The organism is Pseudomonas sp. YuFO8 (genome assembly GCF_035065025.1).
In the GTDB taxonomy this organism is placed as follows: Bacteria; Pseudomonadota; Gammaproteobacteria; order Pseudomonadales; family Pseudomonadaceae; genus Aquipseudomonas; species Aquipseudomonas putida_AE.
Genome location: NZ_JAXDEQ010000012.1, coordinates 1 through 13,684, shown reverse-complemented (window position 1 = coordinate 13,684; position 13,684 = coordinate 1). Strand labels below are relative to the sequence as shown.

The following is a 13,684-nucleotide window of genomic DNA, read 5'->3' as shown; positions in this document are numbered from 1 at the left end:
TCGGCAAACCTCTCATTGCACACGAACAACAGGTAGCAGCATGAATTTCCAACTGACCCAAGAACAAGAAATGTTGGTGGACTCGGTACGCAGCTTCGTCGAGAAGGAACTGCTGCCCTATGAAACCGAGGTCGACCGCGCCGACGAAGTCTCCCCGCAGCTGGCCGCGCAGATCCGCGGCAAGGCGATCGCCGCCGGTTTCTATGCCTTCAACATGCCGGAGGAGGTGGGCGGTGGTGGCCTGGACTACCTGTCCCAGGCACTGATCGAACGTGAGCTTTCCAAGGTTTCCTGGGCGCTGCACGTTTTCGTTGCGCGGCCGTCGAAAATCCTCATGGCCTGCACCGGCGAGCAGATCAACGACTACCTGTTGCCGTGTATCCAGGGTGAGAAAATCGACTGCTTCGCGCTGACCGAACCGGGCGCCGGCTCCGACGCCAACGCGATCAAGACCCGCGCTGTGCGTGAGGGCGACGACTTCGTGCTCAACGGCAGCAAGCACTTCATCAGCCACGCCGGCCACGCCGATTTCGCCATCGTCTTCGCCGTCACTGACACTTACGAACACAACGGCCGCAAGCGCAACGCCGTGACCTCGTTCCTGGTCGACCGCAACACCCCGGGCATGACCATCCGCCGGGGTCCCAAGTGCGTGAGCAACCGCGGTTACCACACCTTCGAAATGTTCTTCGACGACTGCCGCGTGCCGGCCAATAAAGTCCTGGGCGAAGTCGGCAAGGGTTGGGACGTGGCCAACGCCTGGCTCACCGCCGGCCGGGTCATGGTCGCCGCCAACTGCGTGGGCCAGGCGCAACGGGCGCTGGACGTGTCGCTGCAATGGGCGGCGGATCGCAAACAGTTCGGCCAGGCCATCGGCAACTTCCAGGGCGTGTCGTTCAAGCTGGCTGACATGGCCACGCAGATTCGCGCTGCCGAGCTGCTGACCCTGCACACCGCCTGGAAAATGGACCAGGGCACCATGACCGACGGCGAGGCCGGCATGGCCAAGCTGTTCGCCAGCGAAGTGCTCGGTCGCGCGGCCGACGAGGCGGTGCAGATTTTTGGCGGCATGGGCCTGATGGACGAAAGTCCGGTGGAACGCATCTGGCGTAACGCGCGGATCGAGCGGGTCTGGGAAGGCACCTCGGAAATCCAGCGGCACATCATTTCCCGCGAACTGCTGCGGCCGCTGCTGCGCTGATCGGCCCGGAGAATTCCCATGTCCCAGACCATTCGTGACAACCTCAAGCGCATGCTCGCGCCCCGGCATGTGGCCTTTGTCGGCGGCCGCAGCATGGCCCGCGCCCTCAAGCGCTGCGCCGAGGGCGGCTACCCAGGACAGATGTGGCTGGTCAACCCGCAGCACGACAGCCTCGAAGGCGTGCCGTGCGTGCGCAGCGTTGCCGACCTGCCGTGCGGGCCCGACGCGGTGTTCATCGCCACCAACCGTGACCTGACCCTGACCTGCGTCGCGGAGCTTGCGGCCATCGGCACCGGCGGCGCGATCTGCTACGCCTCGGGTTTCGCCGAGACCGGCGCCGAAGGCCAGGCCCTGCAACAGCAATTGCTCGAAGCCGCGGGCGAGATGGCCTTGCTCGGCCCCAACTGCTACGGCCTGCTCGACTACCTGCACAGCAGCGCGCTGTGGCCGGTGGCCCATGGCGGCAAAGCGGTGGAGAAGGGCGTGGCGGTGCTGACCCAGAGCGGCAACTTCGCCTACAACCTGTCCATGAGCGACCGCTCGCTGCCGGTGGCCTACATGGCCTCGGTGGGCAACCAGGCGCAACTGGGCGTGGCCGAACTGATGGACGTTCTGCTCGACGAGCCGCGTGTCACCGCCATCGGCCTGCACCTGGAAGGCCTGAAGAACGTCCCGGGATTCGCCCGCGCCGCGCACAAGGCGCTGGAGAAGGGCATCCCGATCATCGCACTGAAAACCGGCGTGTCGCAGATCGGCGCTGAACTGGCCCTGAGTCACACCAGTTCGCTGTCCGGTTCCGATGCGTTGTACGACGCGCTGTTCGATCGCCTCGGGGTGATTCGCGTCAGCGGCCCGGTGAGCTTCGTCGAAACCCTGAAAGCGGCGGCCTGCGGCAACTTGCCGGCGGGCAACAGCCTGATCGCGCTGGCCTGTTCCGGTGGCGATGCTGGTTTGATCGCCGACTACGCGGAACGCAATGAACTGGCTTTGCCCAAGCTCGATGCCGGGCAAGTCGGCGAACTGGCCGAGGTGCTGCCCAGCTACGCCAACCTGGTCAACCCGCTGGATTTCACCACGGCGATCTGGGGCGACGGCGAGGCGCTGAACCGCATGCTCGACAGCGCCCTGCGCACCGAAGCCGATGCGGCGATGCTGGTGCTCGACTATCCGGCGGAGTTTACCGGCGAGCGCAAGGAGTGCGACCTGCTGCTGGACCTGTACTGCAAGGCGCTGGTGCGGCATGGCAAGACCGGATTCGTCACCTCGGCATTCCCGGAACTGTTGCCGGCCCACGCCCGCGAGCAGTTGCATGCCCAAGGTGTGGCGGCATTGCAAGGCGTGGAAGACGGCTTGGCTGCCTGGGGCCGCATCGCCGGTTATCAGCGCAACCGCCAGGCGTTGCTGGCGCTGGGCGAATCGGCCCTCGTGCCACTCTGCCCGCAAGCGCTGGAAGGCGAAGGACAGCTGCTCAATGAGTGGGACTCGAAACAGGCGTTGCGTGCGTTCGGTCTACCGACACCCAATGGTGTATTGAGCAACCCGGACAACGCGCTGAACGATGCCCAGGCACTGGGTTATCCGCTGGTATTGAAAGCCGTGAGTGCACAGTTGCCGCACAAGACTGAAGCCGGCGCCGTGGCCCTGAACCTCGAGGACAGCGCCGCCCTGAGCGCTGCCCTGGAAAACATGCGGGCGAACATTGCCGCGTACGCGCCGGACGTGCCCTTCGATCAAGTGCTGCTGGAGCCGATGGCCAAGCCACCGCTGGCCGAACTGATCGTCGGCATCAAGCGCGAAAACGATTTTGGCCTGGCGCTGGTGATTGGCGCGGGCGGGATTCTGGTGGAGTTGCTCAAGGACAGTCGCAGCCTGTTGCTGCCGACCACCGACGGCGCAATTCGCCAGGCCTTGCTGAGCCTGCGCAGCGCCCCGTTGCTGCAAGGTTTTCGTGGGCGCGAAGTGGCGGACCTGGACGCACTGGTGGCGGCGATCCGCGCCGTGGCCGACTACGCCTGCGAAAACGCCGCGCAGTTGCTGGAACTCGATGTGAACCCATTGTTGGTCGGCGCCCATGGCACGACCGCGGTCGATGCGTTGATTCGCATCGCTCATGCGTGAGGACCTGAACATGCAAGACAAAACCTTGACCGGTGGCCAGGCGCTGGTGCGTCTGCTGGCCAACTACGGTGTCGATACCGTGTTCGGCATTCCCGGCGTGCACACCCTTGAGCTGTATCGCGGCCTGCCCGGTAGCGGCATTCGCCACGTGCTGACCCGCCATGAACAGGGCGCCAGTTTCATGGCCGACGGCTATGCCCGGGTCAGTGGCAAACCCGGCGTGTGCTTCGTCATCACCGGCCCCGGCGTGACCAACGCCGCCACCGGTATCGGCCAGGCCTATGCCGACTCTATTCCGATGCTGGTGATTTCCAGCGTCAACCACACCGCCAGCCTCGGCAAGGGCTGGGGCATCCTGCACGAGTGCCAGGACCAGCGCGCCATGACCGCGCCGATCACCGCGTTCTCCGCCGTCGCCTTGTCCGCCGAAGACCTGCCGCAATTGATCGCCCGTGCCTATGCGGTGTTCGACAGCGAGCGTCCACGGCCGGTGCATATTTCGGTGCCGCTGGACGTGTTGTCGGCACCCGTGGCGCGAGACTGGAGCAATGACGTGGTGCGTCGTCCGGGGCGTGGTCCGGCGTCCGCCACTGCACTGGATCAAGCCGTGGCCAAGCTCAACGGCGCAAAGCGTCCGATGATCATCGCCGGTGGTGGTGCCTTGAATGCGGCGAAAGAACTGAATGAACTCAGCACTCGACTGGCCGCGCCGCTGTTCACCAGCGTTGCCGGCAAGGGCCTGTTGCCACCCGACGCGTCGCTCAATGCCGGTTCGTCCCTGTGCGTAGAGCCGGGCTGGAACTTGATCGCCGAAGCCGACGTGGTGCTGGCGGTCGGCACCGAAATGGCCGATACCGATTACTGGCGTGAACGCCTGCCGCTCAACGCTGAACTCCTGCGTGTGGATATCGATCCGCGCAAATTCAACGATTTCTACCCCTGTACGGTGGCGTTGCAGGGTGATGCCCAACAAACCCTCAGCGGTTTGCTGGAGCGTCTGCCAAACGATGTACGGGATGCCAGCGCAGCGGTTGCCTCGGTCGCCGCATTGCATGAAGCGGTCAAGGCCAGCCATGGCTCGTTGCAGTTGATCCATCAAGCCATCCTTGATCGCATCGCTGCCGAACTGCCGCAAGACGCCTTCATCAGTACCGACATGACCCAGCTGGCCTACACCGGCAACTACGCCTTCGCCAGCCAGGCCACCCGCAGCTGGTTGCATCCGACCGGTTACGGCACCTTGGGCTACGGCTTGCCGGCCGGTATCGGCGCCAAGTTCGGTGCACCGCAACGGCCAGGCCTGGTGCTGGTGGGCGATGGCGGTTTCCTCTACACCGCGCAAGAACTGGCCACTGCGGTCGAGGAGCTGGATAGCCCGCTGGTGGTGCTGCTGTGGAACAACGACGCCCTGGGGCAGATCCGCGACGACATGCTTGGCCTGGACATCGAGCCGATCGGCGTACTGCCGCGTAATCCGGATTTCGCCGCCCTTGGCCGTGCCTTCGGTTGCTCCGTAACCCAGCCGCAGAACCTCGCGGAACTGCAAACCGACCTGCGCCTGGGCTTCAAGCGCAACGGGGTCACCCTGATCGAACTCAAGCACGCCTGCGTTCGCTGACGTTCAACTTTTTAGAGGGAGTAGGGCCATGCGCTTTTCCGATCTGACGCAACGAATCGCCGGTGACGGCGCCGCCGCCTGGGATATTCACTACCGCGCGCTGGCATTGCGCGAGCAGGGCGAAGACATCCTGCTGCTGTCCGTGGGCGACCCGGATTTCGACACGCCACAACCCATCGTCCAGGGGGCGATCGATAGCCTGCTGGCCGGCAACACCCATTACGCTGATGTACGCGGCAAGCGCGCTTTGCGCGAAGCCATCGCCCGGCGTCATCAGAAGCGCAGCGGCCAGGCCGTTTCGGCCGATGAGGTCACGGTGCTGGCCGGGGCGCAATGCGCGTTGTTCTGCGTCGCCCAATGCGTGCTCAATCCCGGCGATGAAGTGATAGTCGCCGAGCCGATGTACGTCACTTACGAAGCGGTGTTCGGCGCATGCGGTGCCAAGGTCGTGCCGGTGCCGGTGCGTTCCGAGAACGGTTTCCGGGTACTGCCGGAAGACGTCGCCGCCCGCATCACCCCGCGTACCCGTGCACTGGCGCTGAACAGTCCGCACAACCCGTCGGGCGCGAGCCTGCCGCGCAGCACCTGGCAAGCCTTGGCGGAACTGTGCATCGCCCACGACCTGTGGCTGATTTCCGATGAGGTCTACAGCGAGCTGCTGTTCGAGGGCGAACACGTCAGCCCGGCGAGCCTGCCGGGCATGGCCGAGCGCACCGCGACCCTCAACAGCCTGTCGAAATCCCACGCCATGACCGGTTGGCGCGTCGGTTGGGTGGTGGCGTCGCCGTCCCTGACCGCGCACCTGGAAAACCTCGCGCTGTGCATGCTCTACGGCTCGCCCGACTTCGTCCAGGACGCCGCCGTGGTGGCGCTGGAAAGCAACTTGCCGGAACTGGACGCCATGCGCGAAGCCTATCGCCAGCGCCGCGACCTGGTGTGTGAATCCCTGGCCGATTGCCCGGGCGTGCGCGCCCTGAAGCCCGATGGCGGGATGTTCGTGATGGTCGATATCCGCGAAACCGGGCTCAGCGCCCAGGCATTTGCCGACCGTCTGCTCGATCGCCACGGTGTTTCGGTACTGGCCGGTGAAGCCTTCGGGCCGAGTGCGGCCGGGCACATTCGCCTCGGCCTGGTGGTCGGCGCCGGTCCGCTGCGCGATGCCTGTCAGCGCATCGCCCGTTGTGCCCATGAACTGATGGAGGCTCAGCTGCATGCTTAACCACAAGGCACTGTTTATCGATGGCCGCTGGATTACCCCGTCGGGCCAGGGCATCGCCGAGGTGATCAACCCGGCCACCGAAGAAGTCGCCGGCAGCGTGCCCCTGGGCGACGAACGCGATGTCGACAACGCCGTGGCCGCCGCACGCAAGGCCTTTGGTCCATGGTCGCGCACGCCGTCGAGCGTGCGTGCCGGCTACATCCGCGCGCTGGCAGAACAACTGCGCGCCCGCGCCGATGAAATGGCCGCGGTGATCACCACTGAGCTGGGCATGCCGGTGCAATGGTGCCGCTCGGTGCAGGTGGACGGGCCGATCGTTGGCCTGGAGCAGTACGTCGAACTCGCCGGCCTGATGGACGAAGTGCGCGAAGTCGGCAACTCGCTGGTGATTCGCGAGGCGGTGGGCGTCTGCGCGTTCATCAATCCGTGGAATTACCCGCTGCACCAGTTGATCGGCAAACTCGCGCCGGCCCTGGCCGCCGGGTGCACGGTGGTGGTCAAGCCGAGTCAGGAAACGCCGCTGCATGCCTTCCTGCTGGCGCAGATGATCGAGGACATCGGCCTGCCGGCCGGGGTGTTCAACCTGGTCAGCGGGCCCGGTTCGAAAGTTGGCGAAGCGTTGGCCAAACACCCGGATGTGGACATGGTGTCGTTCACCGGTTCCACCGGCGCCGGGGTGCGGGTCGCGCAAGCGGCTGCGCCTTCGGTCAAGCGGGTGTGCCTGGAACTGGGCGGCAAGTCGCCGCTGCTGATTGCCGAGGACGCCGACCTGGCTGCCGCCGTGCGTTATGGCGTGCAGGACGTGATGATCAACTCCGGCCAGACCTGCACGGCGCTGACGCGCATGCTGCTCCCGGCCAGTCGGTATGCCGAGGCCGTCGAACTGGCGTTGGCAGAAACCTTGAGCCTGCGCATGGGCGATCCCCTCGACCCGCAAAGTTTTCTCGGCCCGATGTGTTCGGCCGGCCAGCGCCGTACCGTGCTCGATTACATCAAGGTCGGCCAGGAGGAAGGCGCGCGGCTTCTGTGCGGCGGCGACTCGTCCGCGGCGTTCGAACGGGGTTATTACGTCAGCCCGACGCTGTTCGCCGATGTCGACAACCGCATGCGCATCGCCCAGGAAGAGATCTTCGGCCCGGTACTGTGCCTGATCCCCTATGCCGATGAGGTGCAGGCGATCCAGCTCGCCAACGACTCGCCGTTCGGCCTGTCCAGCGGCGTCTGGGCCGGCAGTGCCGAACGAGCCCTGCAATTGGGCCGGCAACTGCGGGCGGGCCAGTGCTTTGTCAATGGCGCGGCATTCAATTACCAGGCGCCTTTCGGCGGCTACAAACAATCCGGTAACGGACGTGAATGGGGGGAAGAGGGCCTCAACGAATTCGTCGAAGTGAAGGCGATCCAGGTGTGACTGTTGGCGATTCAAAGGTTATGCGCACCGGGCCTTGGCCCGGTGTCTTGCGTGGTGTTGAACCGGTATTCCATTAGTTTTTGATCAGGGGCAATGCAATGAGCGATAACAAAAACAAGATTACTCAAGCGAACCAAGAATTCAGTTTCCCGCGCAGAGACTTCCTGAAGTACAGCGCGGCAGCTGCGGCGGTGGCCGGAGCGTTCTCCATGGGCCTGCCGTTTGGCGCCATGGCCGCCGAGTCGACACCGAAACCCGGCGGCGTGCTGCGCCTGGGCCTGGCGGGTGCCAGCACCACCGACTCGAAAGACCCCGGCTCCTGGGTCGACACCTTCACCTTCGTCGGCTTCTCGGCGATCTATAACACCCTGACTGAAATCGCCGTAGACGGCTCGGCCATCCCCGAACTGGCTGAAAGCTGGACCTCAACCCCCGACGCACGCGTCTGGACCTTCAAGTTGCGCCAGGGTGTGACCTTCCACAACGGCAAGACCCTGACCGCCGACGATGTGGTCGCCTCGATCCAGCATCACCTCGGAGAAAAATCCAGCTCGGCGGCCAAGACCGTGTTGGGCGATGTGGCCAAGGTCAGCGCCAACGGCAGTGACAGCGTGGTGTTCGAGCTGCATTCGGGCAATGCCGACTTCACCTACGTGGTCGCCGATTACCATCTGGTGATCATGCCGAGCAAGGACGGCGTGCCGGACTGGCAAGCCGGCGTCGGCACCGGCGGTTATCGTCTCAAGGACTTCGAGCCGGGTGTGCGCATGACCCTGGAACGCAGCCCGGATTACTGGAAAGCCGGGCGGGCGCACTTCGCTGGCGCCGAGCTGGTCGCGATCGGCGATGGCGCCGCGCGAATCAACGCGTTGGTCACGGGCCAGGTAGACGTGATCAACAAGGTCGACCTCAAGACCGTGGCGCTGCTCAAGCGCAACCCGAACCTGGTGATCGAAGAAACCAAAGGCGCCCAGCACTACACCTTCCCGATGCTCACCGATAGCCAGGTGTTCCAGAACAACGATGTGCGCCTGGCGATGAAGCACGCGATCAACCGCGAAACCCTGCTGGCGTCGGTGCTGTACGGCTATGGCCTGGTGGGCAACGATCACCCGATCCAGCCCGGCAGCCGCTTCATCAACACGGCGCTGGAGCAACGTACCTACGATCCGGACAAGGCGCGCTTTCACCTGAAGCAGGCCGGCCTGGATTCGCTCAAGGTCCGCCTGCAGGCCTCCGACGCGGCGTACAGCGGGGCAGTCGATGCCTCGGTGCTGTTCAAGGAGCAGGCGCGGGCGGCGGGGATCGACATCGACGTGGTGCGCGAGCCGGCCGACGGTTTCTTCTCCAACGTCTGGATGAAGCAACCCTTCACCACCTCGTTCTGGTACAGCAGCCTGACCGCCGACCGCATGTTCAGCATCGGCTACGCCAAGGGCGCGGCATGGAACGAAACCCATTGGGACAACCCGCGTTTCAACCAACTGCTCAACGCCGCCCGGGGCGAAATGAACGAGCCGCTGCGCCGCGAGATGTACAACGAAATGCAGGCGCTGTGCCGCGATGACGGCGGGGCGATCGTGCCGTTGTTCGCAAGCTCGGTGGCGGCGCGTTCGAACAAGGTGGCACACGGCGGACAGACCGCGCCTTACGGTGAACTCGACGGTTTGCGCGTCATCGAGCGCTGGTGGCAGGCGTAATTCCAAGATCCCTGTAGGAGCTGGCTTGCCAGCGAAGGCGTCGGCACAGGCAACATTGATGTTGGATGACCTACCGCTTTCGCTGGCAAGCCAGCTCCTACAGGGGTAATTCGCTGCTTTCAAAGACGTGCCCATTTCAAGGAACCGCACGATGAGAAGTATTTTCAAGCTATTAGGGCAGCGCCTGGCATTAGGCTTGCTGTCCCTGTTCGCCGTTTCAGTCATCATCTTCCTCGCCGTAGGACTGCTCCCGGGCGATATCGCCCAGGCCATGCTCGGCCAGTCCGCCACCCCGGAAACCGTGGCGGCCTACCGTGCGCAACTGGGCCTGGACCTGCCGCCCCTGACCCGTTTCGGTCACTGGATCTGGCAATTGCTGCACGGTGACCTGGGCGTGTCGCTGGCCAACCAGCGGCCGATCGCCGATCTGGTCGGCAATCGCCTGGGCAACACCTTCAGCCTGGCCTTGCTGGCGGCCATGGTGTCGGTGCCGCTGGCCTTATTGCTGGGGATGCTCGCGGCCTTGTATCGCAACAGCTGGTTCGACCGCCTGCTCAACACCTCGGCCCTGAGCGCGGTGTCGTTCCCCGAGTTCTTCGTCGCCTACATCCTGATCCTGGTGTTCGCGGTGAAGCTCAACTGGTTCCCGAGCATTTCCAATCTCTCGCCGAACGCCTCGCTGGGCGAGGTACTGGAGCGCTCGGTGCTGCCGGTGGCGACCCTGAGCCTGGTGGTGATCGCGCAGATGATGCGCATGACCCGCGCCTCGCTGATCAACCTGCTGGCCAGCCCCTACATCGAAATGGCCCGGCTCAAGGGCATCAGCCAGTCGCGGATCATTTTCCGCCATGCCTTGCCCAATGCACTGGCACCGATCGTCAACGTGGTGGCGCTGAACCTGGCGTACCTGGTGGTCGGCGTGGTGGTGGTCGAGGTGGTGTTTGTCTATCCGGGCCTCGGCCAGTTGCTGGTGGACTCGGTGGCCAAGCGCGACATCCCGGTGGTGCAGGCCTGCAGCCTGATCTTTGCCGCGACTTACATCCTGCTCAATACCAGCGCCGACGTGCTGTCGATTGCCAGCAACCCACGTCTGATGCATCCAAAGGGGTAGACCATGAGCCTGCTTAAAACTTTGCTCCGGGCGCCGCTGAGTGCGCAGTTCGGCTTGCTGGTGATCGTTGTGTACATCCTGGTGGCGTTGTTTGCCCCGGTCCTCGCACCGTTTGGCGAAACCCAGGTGGTGGGCGAGGGCTTCGCACCGTGGGGTGGGCAGTTCCTGCTGGGCACCGATAACCTGGGACGCGACATGTTCAGCCGCCTGGTCTATGGCGCGCGCAACACCTTGGGCATTGCCTTCCTGACCACGGTGCTGGCGTTCCTGTTGGGCGGCACCTGCGGCCTGATTGCGGCGATCAAGGGCGGTGCGATCGACCAGGGGCTGTCGCGGGTGGTGGACATCCTGATGGCCATTCCACAACTGATTTTTGCCTTGCTGATTCTCAGTGTGGTCGGCACCAACGCGACGTCGCTGGTGCTGGTGATCGCGCTGCTGGATGCGACCCGGGTGTTTCGCCTGTCCCGCGCCGTTGCGATGAACGTGGTGGTGCAGGACTTCGTCGAGGCTGCGCGCCTGCGCGGTGAAGGCCTGTACTGGCTGGTGACCCGCGAGGTACTGCCCAACGCGGCGGCGCCGCTGATTGCCGAATTCGGCCTGCGGTTCTGCTTCGTGTTCCTGTTCATCAGTGCGCTGTCGTTCCTCGGCCTGGGCATCCAGCCACCCACCGCCGACTGGGGCAGCATGGTGCGCGACAACGCCGTGCTGATCACTTTCGGCGACATCAGTCCATTACTGCCCGCCCTGGCCGTGGCGCTGATCACGGTCAGCGTCAACTTCGTCGTCGACTGGATGCTGCACAAATCCAGCGGCCTCAAGGAATGCTGAACATGACGACATCCAAACCCTTGCTGGAAATCCGCAACCTGCACATCGAAGGCCACTACGAGGACGCCTGGCATCCGTTGATCAAGGGCATCGACCTGACCCTGCAACGCGGTGAGGTGCTGGGGCTGATCGGCGAATCGGGGGCGGGCAAATCGACCCTCGGCCTGTCCGCCATGGGCTATACCCGCGACGGCTGCAAGATCACCGGCGGTACCGTGCATTTCGACGGCATCGACCTGCTCAAGGCCAGGCCCGAAGCCCTGCGTAAGCTGCGCGGTTTGCGCATCGCCTACGTCGCGCAAAGTGCCGCGGCTTCGTTCAATCCGGCTCACCGCCTGATCGATCAACATGTCGAGACGGCGGTGAAAAACGGCGGCATCAGCCGCGAACAGGCCATGCGCGAGGCTGTGGACTTGTATCGCGTGCTGCGCTTGCCCAACCCCGAACAGATCGGCCAGCGTTACCCGCACCAGGTCTCCGGCGGCCAGTTGCAGCGGGTCATGACTGCCATGGCGATGGCCTGCCACCCGGACCTGATCATCTTCGACGAACCGACCACCGCCCTCGACGTCACCACCCAGATCGAGGTGCTGGCAGCGATTCGCGATGCGGTGAAGACCTACGGCAGTGCGGCGATCTACATCAGCCACGACCTCGCGGTGGTGGCGCAGATGGCCGACCGCATCATGGTGCTGCGCCATGGCAAGCTGGTGGAAGAGGCCGATACCCGCAAGATGCTCGGTGACCCGCAGGAGGACTACACCAAGTCGTTATGGGCGGTGCGCAGTTTCCGCACCGAACCCAAGGCGTTGCCACAGCAGGAGCAACCGCTTCTGGAGTTGCGCCAGAGTTGCGCCAGTTACGGTCATCAACCGGTGCTGCACGACGTTTCCTTGAAGCTGTATCGTGGCCAGACCCTGGCGGTGATCGGCGAATCCGGCAGCGGCAAAAGCTCCACCGCGCGACTGATTACCGGCTTGCTGCCGCCTACTTACGGCGAGGTGCTGTATGACGGCCAACTGCTGCCAGCGGACTTCCGCCAACGCAGCAAGGAGCAACTGCGGCGCATCCAGATGATTTATCAGATCCCCGACACGGCGCTGAACCCACGCCAGCGCATCGTCGACATCATCGGCCGGCCGCTGACCTTTTATCTCGGGCTCAAGGGCAAGGCCATGCGTGCGCGGGTCGCCGAGCTGCTGGAAATGATTGAGCTGGACCCGGCGACCTTCATGGAGCGTCAGCCCCGTGAATTGTCCGGCGGGCAGAAACAGCGGATCTGCATTGCCCGGGCCCTGGCGGCCGATCCGCAGCTGATCATCTGCGACGAAGTCACCTCGGCCCTCGATCAGCTGGTGGCCGAAGGCGTGCTCAAGCTGCTCAACCGCATTCAGCAACAGCTCGGCGTGGCCTACCTGTTCATCACCCATGACGTCGCCACCGTGCGGGCGATCGCCGACGAAGTGCTGGTGATGCAACGGGGCAGGGTGGTGGATCATGGCTCGCGCAGTGCTATTTTCACCCCACCGCATCAGGACTACACCGGATTGCTGTTTTCCTCCGAACCGCAAATGGACCCCGACTGGCTCGACCGCTTGCTGGCCAGCCGTGCTACCCCGAATTCAAACCCTACGCTGGAAAAAGTCTAAGGAATTACCATGAAAGTACTGATTGTCCACGCTCACCCAGAGCCCCAATCGTTCACCGCCGCCTTGCGCGACCAGGCGATTGCCACCCTCCAAGCCCAGGGCCACGAAGTGCAGGTCAGCGACCTGTACAAGATGAACTGGAACCCGGTGGCCAGCGCCGATGACTTCTCGTCCCGGGAAAATCCCGAGTACCTGGTCTACGCCCTGGAACAACGCCTGGGGGTGAAAAGCCAGTCCCTGGCCGCGGACATCCAGGCGGAACTGGACAAGCTGCTGTGGGCCGACCTGCTGATCCTCAACTTCCCGATCTTCTGGTTCTCCACCCCGGCGATACTCAAGGGCTGGATTGACCGGGTACTGGTATCCGGGATTTGCTATGGCGGCAAGCGTTTCTATGATCAGGGCGGGCTCGCCGGCAAAAAAGCGTTGGTCACAGTGACCTTGGGTGGCCGTGAACACATGTTCGGTGAAGAGGCGATCCATGGTCCGTTGGAGGACATGCTGCGGCCGATCCTGCGCGGGACGTTGGCCTATGTTGGCTTCGACGTGCTGGAACCATTCGTGGCCTGGCATGTGCCGTACATCAGCGACGAGGCGCGCCAGCAATTCCTTGCCGATTACGACCAGCGCCTGCAACAACTGAGCGACGATCAGCCCCTGGTGTTTCCGAAACTGTCGCAGTTCGACGAACAGCTGTATCCGCTGCCGTCGAAAGCCTGATCAGCGCCACAATACCTGTAGGAGCAAGCTTGCTCGCGATGAGGCCATCAGCTTCACCACCTGAGTTGACTGACCCGACGCCATCGCCAGCAGGCTGGCTCCCACAGTT

The 13,684-nt window shown here is 64.0% G+C and carries 10 protein-coding genes; all 10 read left to right on the top strand.

Annotated elements, in window-relative coordinates:
• The first annotated feature begins 40 nt into the window (after positions 1 to 40).
• The 10 genes from SOP95_RS12930 (at position 41) to SOP95_RS12885 (ending at position 13,575) form a co-directional block, all read left to right on the top strand.
• Entirely contained in the window at positions 41 to 1,201 is a 1,161-nt protein-coding gene (locus SOP95_RS12930; RefSeq protein WP_274075746.1) for an acyl-CoA dehydrogenase family protein, read from the top strand.
• Positions 1,202 to 1,219: 18 nt separating this feature from the next.
• Positions 1,220 to 3,319: an acetate--CoA ligase family protein gene (locus SOP95_RS12925; RefSeq protein WP_323607303.1), complete on the top strand. Its 2,100-nt coding sequence runs from the start codon at positions 1,220 to 1,222 to the stop codon at positions 3,317 to 3,319.
• Between the two features lie 10 nt (positions 3,320 to 3,329).
• Entirely contained in the window at positions 3,330 to 4,937 is a 1,608-nt protein-coding gene (locus tag SOP95_RS12920; RefSeq protein ID WP_323607302.1) for a 5-guanidino-2-oxopentanoate decarboxylase, read from the top strand.
• Positions 4,938 to 4,965: 28 nt separating this feature from the next.
• Positions 4,966 to 6,156 carry a pyridoxal phosphate-dependent aminotransferase gene (locus SOP95_RS12915; RefSeq protein ID WP_323607301.1) on the top strand — a complete coding sequence of 397 codons (1,191 nt, stop codon included), beginning with the start codon at positions 4,966 to 4,968 and terminating at the stop codon, positions 6,154 to 6,156.
• Complete coding sequence (locus SOP95_RS12910) at positions 6,149 to 7,564, top strand: aldehyde dehydrogenase family protein (RefSeq protein WP_274075742.1); 1,416 nt, start codon at positions 6,149 to 6,151, stop codon at positions 7,562 to 7,564. The genes SOP95_RS12915 and SOP95_RS12910 overlap by 8 nt, the downstream gene beginning before the upstream one ends.
• Positions 7,565 to 7,662: 98 nt before the next feature.
• Positions 7,663 to 9,264, top strand: coding sequence for an ABC transporter substrate-binding protein (locus SOP95_RS12905; RefSeq protein WP_323607300.1), 1,602 nt, complete (start codon positions 7,663 to 7,665; stop codon positions 9,262 to 9,264).
• A 151-nt stretch (positions 9,265 to 9,415) separates the two neighbouring features.
• The gene (locus tag SOP95_RS12900; RefSeq protein ID WP_274075740.1) at positions 9,416 to 10,375 is read left to right on the top strand and encodes an ABC transporter permease; all 960 of its coding nucleotides are present in this window, start codon (positions 9,416 to 9,418) and stop codon (positions 10,373 to 10,375) included.
• A gap of 3 nt (positions 10,376 to 10,378) precedes the next feature.
• Positions 10,379 to 11,206, top strand: coding sequence for an ABC transporter permease (locus SOP95_RS12895; protein ID WP_274075739.1), 828 nt, complete (start codon positions 10,379 to 10,381; stop codon positions 11,204 to 11,206).
• Between the two features lie 2 nt (positions 11,207 to 11,208).
• Complete coding sequence (locus SOP95_RS12890) at positions 11,209 to 12,855, top strand: ABC transporter ATP-binding protein (protein WP_323607299.1); 1,647 nt, start codon at positions 11,209 to 11,211, stop codon at positions 12,853 to 12,855.
• Positions 12,856 to 12,864: 9 nt separating this feature from the next.
• Complete coding sequence (locus SOP95_RS12885) at positions 12,865 to 13,575, top strand: NAD(P)H-dependent oxidoreductase (protein WP_274075737.1); 711 nt, start codon at positions 12,865 to 12,867, stop codon at positions 13,573 to 13,575.
• Positions 13,576 to 13,684 lie beyond the last annotated feature (109 nt).

What these genes read in the sequence shown, in the direction of transcription:
- SOP95_RS12930 (WP_274075746.1), top strand. Translation starts at nt 41, where the DNA reads ATGAATTTCCAACTGACCCAAGAACAAGAAATGTTGGTGGACTCGGTA.
- SOP95_RS12925 (WP_323607303.1), top strand. Translation starts at nt 1,220, where the DNA reads ATGTCCCAGACCATTCGTGACAACCTCAAGCGCATGCTCGCGCCCCGG.
- SOP95_RS12920 (WP_323607302.1), top strand. Translation starts at nt 3,330, where the DNA reads ATGCAAGACAAAACCTTGACCGGTGGCCAGGCGCTGGTGCGTCTGCTG.
- SOP95_RS12915 (WP_323607301.1), top strand. Translation starts at nt 4,966, where the DNA reads ATGCGCTTTTCCGATCTGACGCAACGAATCGCCGGTGACGGCGCCGCC.
- SOP95_RS12910 (WP_274075742.1), top strand. Translation starts at nt 6,149, where the DNA reads ATGCTTAACCACAAGGCACTGTTTATCGATGGCCGCTGGATTACCCCG.
- SOP95_RS12905 (WP_323607300.1), top strand. Translation starts at nt 7,663, where the DNA reads ATGAGCGATAACAAAAACAAGATTACTCAAGCGAACCAAGAATTCAGT.
- SOP95_RS12900 (WP_274075740.1), top strand. Translation starts at nt 9,416, where the DNA reads ATGAGAAGTATTTTCAAGCTATTAGGGCAGCGCCTGGCATTAGGCTTG.
- SOP95_RS12895 (WP_274075739.1), top strand. Translation starts at nt 10,379, where the DNA reads ATGAGCCTGCTTAAAACTTTGCTCCGGGCGCCGCTGAGTGCGCAGTTC.
- SOP95_RS12890 (WP_323607299.1), top strand. Translation starts at nt 11,209, where the DNA reads ATGACGACATCCAAACCCTTGCTGGAAATCCGCAACCTGCACATCGAA.
- SOP95_RS12885 (WP_274075737.1), top strand. Translation starts at nt 12,865, where the DNA reads ATGAAAGTACTGATTGTCCACGCTCACCCAGAGCCCCAATCGTTCACC.